At 39.9% G+C, this 2,219-nt stretch carries 3 protein-coding genes; all 3 read left to right on the top strand.

Annotated features, from left to right (window positions below):
- Positions 1 to 218: 218 nt before the first annotated feature.
- Positions 219 to 1,604, top strand: a complete 1,386-nt coding sequence (locus tag WOCAOBSORBRA_RS05915; protein WP_174516147.1) for a hypothetical protein — start codon at positions 219 to 221, stop codon at positions 1,602 to 1,604.
- Entirely contained in the window at positions 1,579 to 1,749 is a 171-nt protein-coding gene (locus WOCAOBSORBRA_RS05910; protein ID WP_174516146.1) for a hypothetical protein, read from the top strand. The genes WOCAOBSORBRA_RS05915 and WOCAOBSORBRA_RS05910 overlap by 26 nt, the downstream gene beginning before the upstream one ends.
- Before the next feature lie 125 nt (positions 1,750 to 1,874).
- Entirely contained in the window at positions 1,875 to 2,129 is a 255-nt protein-coding gene (locus tag WOCAOBSORBRA_RS05905) for a hypothetical protein (RefSeq protein ID WP_155969423.1), read from the top strand.
- Positions 2,130 to 2,219: the final 90 nt, after the last annotated feature.

The following is a 2,219-nucleotide window of genomic DNA, read 5'->3' as shown; positions in this document are numbered from 1 at the left end:
TATTTCCTCTTTTTTCTAGAAATTTGTTATATTCGCTATGGTTACTGACCCTCATTTTTTGTGGCATATTTTTTCTTCAACAGTTAAATCGCTATTTATAATGAATTTTGTCAGTAATCACTAATTTTTCTGCTGCTATGCAACAAAGCCCACTGGGATCCAGGAAAGTTTGCTTGTGAGCAAGCAAACTAGTATAGAAAGTGGTTACAACATTTTCGATGAGATTATATGGAAAACTGGATCCCAGTGTCAGCTACTCGGATGACAGGAGAGGGGACTGGGATAGCAAGAGAAGAATTCTGGAACGACAAACCTCAAAAAAAACTTATGTAAAATCTAGCATTAACGAAAATTATACTTTTTTCATGCATGCTATGGTTTTTATAATTAACGGAGAGTGTGATATGGCGTTAGGTGATCAATTGAATGCTAAGACAGAACAAGAGCTCATAGACGACGGTGCTTTTATAAATGCTTTAGTAGAAAAGCTCGCAGCAGGTGTTGGTAATAGTGGTGTTTATACTAAAACTGCTGCAAATACTGCATTTGTTAAAACTGATGGTTCCAATATTTCAACTCAAGCAGATAAAGGAAAAGCTTTAGCAGATGCAATACTTGCTGTACAAGATAACAATAAAAAATCAGCTCTAGTGGATAAATTAGGAGGATTTCTTGATGCTGCCGATGCAGTGTATGGTGCTAGTAGCAATCAAGCAGCAAAAGCTTTCTTAGCTGATAAATATCCTTTTGTTAAAACTGCAGATCTTGGAGCAAAAGTTGCAGAAAAAGCTGTCGTGGATGTTCTAGTTCCTGCTCTTGCAACAGTTGGTACTGATGATACTAAGAAGGTTTATACTAAATCAGTAGCAGATACTGCGTTTGCTAAAATCGATGCTTCCAACCTTACAGAGGCAGCAAACAAAAAAGCTTTCGCGGAAGCTATACTTCCTGCAGAAGATAACAAAAAATCAATTTTAGTAAATAAACTTGGGGAAGCTTTGGACAGGGTTAAAAATGATGCTAACGATAAAGTGTATGGTACAGACCTTGCTAATTTAAAGATAGCAAAAGATTTCTTAGCTGATAAATATCCTTTTGTTAAAACTGCAGATCTTGGAACAAAAGTTGCAGAAAAAGCTGTCGTGGATGTTCTAGTTCCTGCTCTTGCAACAGTTGGTACTGATGATACTAAGAAGGTTTATACTAAATCAGTAGCAGATACTGCGTTTGCTAAAATCGATGCTTCCAACCTTACAGATGCAGCAAACAAGAAAGCTTTCGCGGAAGCTATACTTCCTGCACAAGACGGCGACAAATCAATTTTAGTGGATAAATTGGGGGACGCCATAGCTAGCACAGATAAAGCAGAGTATAATGTTGGAACTGAACAAACAGCAAAACAGTTCTTAAACAGTAGAGGGCTAATTCTATCAGAGGATGCAATATTTACTAGACTCACAAGCAATGACAATTTCAAAACAAGCGTTGCAATGAATGTCAATGCTAGTGATACAGGATTTCAAAATGCTGTAAGGGAAGTAATGTCACAACCGCGATTTGAGATTCCAGGCGAAGCAGATGTTCCAATTTCTGCGGATTGGTAATTCAGCGCTAGATCCAAGTAGTCACGCTACTTGGATGACGTCATACGGTCCTCGGATGACGAAAAAAAGGACTCGGATAACACCCTACAATGTCATTCCAGCGCGTGACGCTGGAATCCAGGTCTTTTTAGCTATCATAGGATGACAGAAGCAGACCCTCCACTTTGTCATTCCAGTACCCTCTTCTTGTCATGAAAGTAGCTGACACTGGTCTCCATCCAAGAGGGTGTCATCCGAGTAGCTGACACTGGTTTACTTTATGATGATGTCATGCAAGTAGCTTTCCATCCAAAAGGGTGTCATCCCAGTGCCTTGACTACTTGGATCCAGAAAAAAGAATGGTGTCATGAAAGTAGCCTCCTTCTCCTGTCATCCCAGTGCCTATTTCTTTGTCATCCCAGTGCCTTGACTACTTGGATCCAGGAAAGTTTGCTTGTGAGCAAGCAAACTAGCATAGAAAGTGGTTACAACATTTTCGATGAGATTATATGGAAAACTGGATCCCAGTGTCAAGCACTGGGATGATATCATCCTTCTACGTCATACCGCGATTCATTCGCGGTATCTCTAGATCCCGCTAACACGTAGCGGGATGACGGTTGTCAGGGTGTCATG

The sequence above is a fragment of the Wolbachia endosymbiont of Cardiocondyla obscurior genome (assembly GCF_902713635.1).
In the GTDB taxonomy this organism is placed as follows: domain Bacteria; phylum Pseudomonadota; class Alphaproteobacteria; order Rickettsiales; family Anaplasmataceae; genus Wolbachia; species Wolbachia pipientis.
Note: the sequence above shows the minus strand (reverse complement) of the source record. Positions and strands in the feature narration are given on the sequence as shown.